Source organism: Candidatus Paceibacterota bacterium, assembly GCA_035652395.1.
Classification (GTDB): Bacteria; Patescibacteriota; Minisyncoccia; order Phycocordibacterales; family CAJBRS01; genus JADGRH01.
On the sequence record DASRDX010000005.1, the window covers coordinates 1 to 1942 of the forward strand.

At 47.7% G+C, this 1942-nt stretch carries 2 protein-coding genes and 1 tRNA gene; all 3 read right to left on the minus strand.

All coding sequences use genetic code 11. The annotated features are described in order from the left end of the window. A partial coding sequence (locus VFA52_00055; protein HZS42609.1) for a guanylate kinase occupies window positions 1-167 on the minus strand: 167 nt, incomplete at its 3' end. Between the two features lie 88 nt (window positions 168-255). Then, a complete protein-coding gene (locus VFA52_00060; protein ID HZS42610.1) occupies window positions 256-1134 on the minus strand; it encodes a YicC/YloC family endoribonuclease in 879 nt (292 codons plus the stop codon). Between the two features lie 182 nt (window positions 1135-1316). Then, a tRNA-Glu gene (locus tag VFA52_00065) sits at window positions 1317-1394 on the minus strand. Window positions 1395-1942: the final 548 nt, after the last annotated feature.

A 1942-nucleotide genomic window follows, 5' to 3' on the forward strand; every position in this document is an offset into this window, starting at 1 on the left:
ACGAAAAAATAATCTTTTCCATGGACCTCACCCGGTCGCGGGGGACGGGTCGTATAAGAAACCGAATATTCCAGATTCGGCACCTTCTGTGCCACCTCTCTGCAAAGAGAAGTCTTTCCCGCCCCTGAGGGGGCGGAGACCACAAATATGATTCCCTTTTTATCCATGCTTCTCCAAATCGGCCGGTAAGCGAAGGAGGCCGGCTTGTTCTATTTCAAAATTCCTTAAAATACGAGAGGCGTCTTGGGAGCGCTCTCATTCGACATTCTGAACCTGCTCCCGTACTTTCTCCAATTCGCTTTTCATCGCGACAACCTGCAGGGAGATCGTCACATCATTGGCTTTAGAGCCGATCGTATTGATCTCGCGGTTCATTTCCTGAAGGAGAAAGTCCAGAGTCCGGCCGACCGCCTCCTCTTTCTGCATTAATTTTTGGAACTGTTCCAGATGGGTCTTCAACCGCGCCGTCTCTTCACTGATATCGCTCCGCTCCGCGAAAATCGCCACCTCCTGCGCCAACCTCGCCGGATCCACGGCGACCCCTTTAGAAAGTTCCGATACCCTGGCCTGCAGACGCTGATGATACGCGGCGGTCGCCTCTTTTTCCCGAATCTTGATCAATGAGAGCATTTTAGACAAGGCCTGAAGCCGCCCGGAGAGATCATCCGCCAATGCGCGTCCCTCTTCTCTTCTCATTTTTTCGAGGTTTGTCATTGCTTTGTCCAGCGACTTGTAAAGCAGAGGGATAATCAATTCGACCTTCTCGGCCGGCTCAACCAGCGTAATCATCTCCCTGAAATGGCTCAACAGCCCTAAGTCGATCTCTCCCGGAAGGCGCAGATCTTTTTTTAGTTTCTTTAGAATGTCGTAAAAGGCCTCGGCCGATTCCATGTCGAGCTTAAACCGCTTCGGACTGCTCGCCGTGCCGTTAAAGTTCACCGAGACTTCAATATGTCCCCGGGCAAACCGGCCTTGTACTTTCTTCTTGACGGTTTCTTCGAGAAGGGCGAACGGCTTCGGAAGCCTGATCATCACATCGCAATATCGATGGTTAACCGACCGAAGTTCCACAATCAGAGAACGGCTTTTATAATGCCCCTCCGCCCTTCCATAACCTGTCATACTCCGGATCATATTCGATCTTACTTAAGAATTTCTTTATCAAGATGGAGGTCTGATTATAGCGTTTGCCCTCGACCTTGTCAATCTTGAACAGGGCCGGAAGTAAGCGATTTATAATCTAAATGAGGTCAAGGAGCAGTCGGCGAAGTAAAGGCTCATGGCGCCTCTTGCTTTGAAGAGCAAGGCCAATCGTGTGGTGTCCCCAAGGGGATTCGAACCCCTGTTACCGCCGTGAAAGGGCGATGTCCTAGGCCGGGCTAGACGATGGGGACAAAAAAGAATACGGGAGATAGTATCGAGATGTCGCCGGGTTGTCAAGCCTTTTTCGGGAACCAAAGGGGCTTCGTTTTAACCGCCCCTCTCTTTCGACGAGGAAAATAAATGTCCATCTTTACTCAAAAAATACAAACTTTAAAGTAAAAAAAATTTAAGAAAACCAAATTAAAGGATTCATCAAACATCTTTCAAATTTCTGAATGTAAATCTTTTTCACATCTTCGGGGTGAAGATCTAAACAGGATGATTCTCCTTATAATAAAAGACGTGTAATTTCTATTACAAAGCTCCTTTCAAAGGGGAAAGGCAATCACCGTAAAATATTTTCCCGATCTTTAAAGTTGTACCTTGCTAAGCCCTTTATAATTCAGGCAAACTGGCACCTCTTTTGCAGTTTTAGATTAAGAATGAACCTGTCGAATTCAACCGTCTCTCTAATACGAGGATGTGGCTTGTCTTGATGGCCGAATCACCCGGACACCGGCTCATCTCACATTCGGCCTGCTGCATCAGGTCGAGGATCGGATTGGATTACTCATACTTT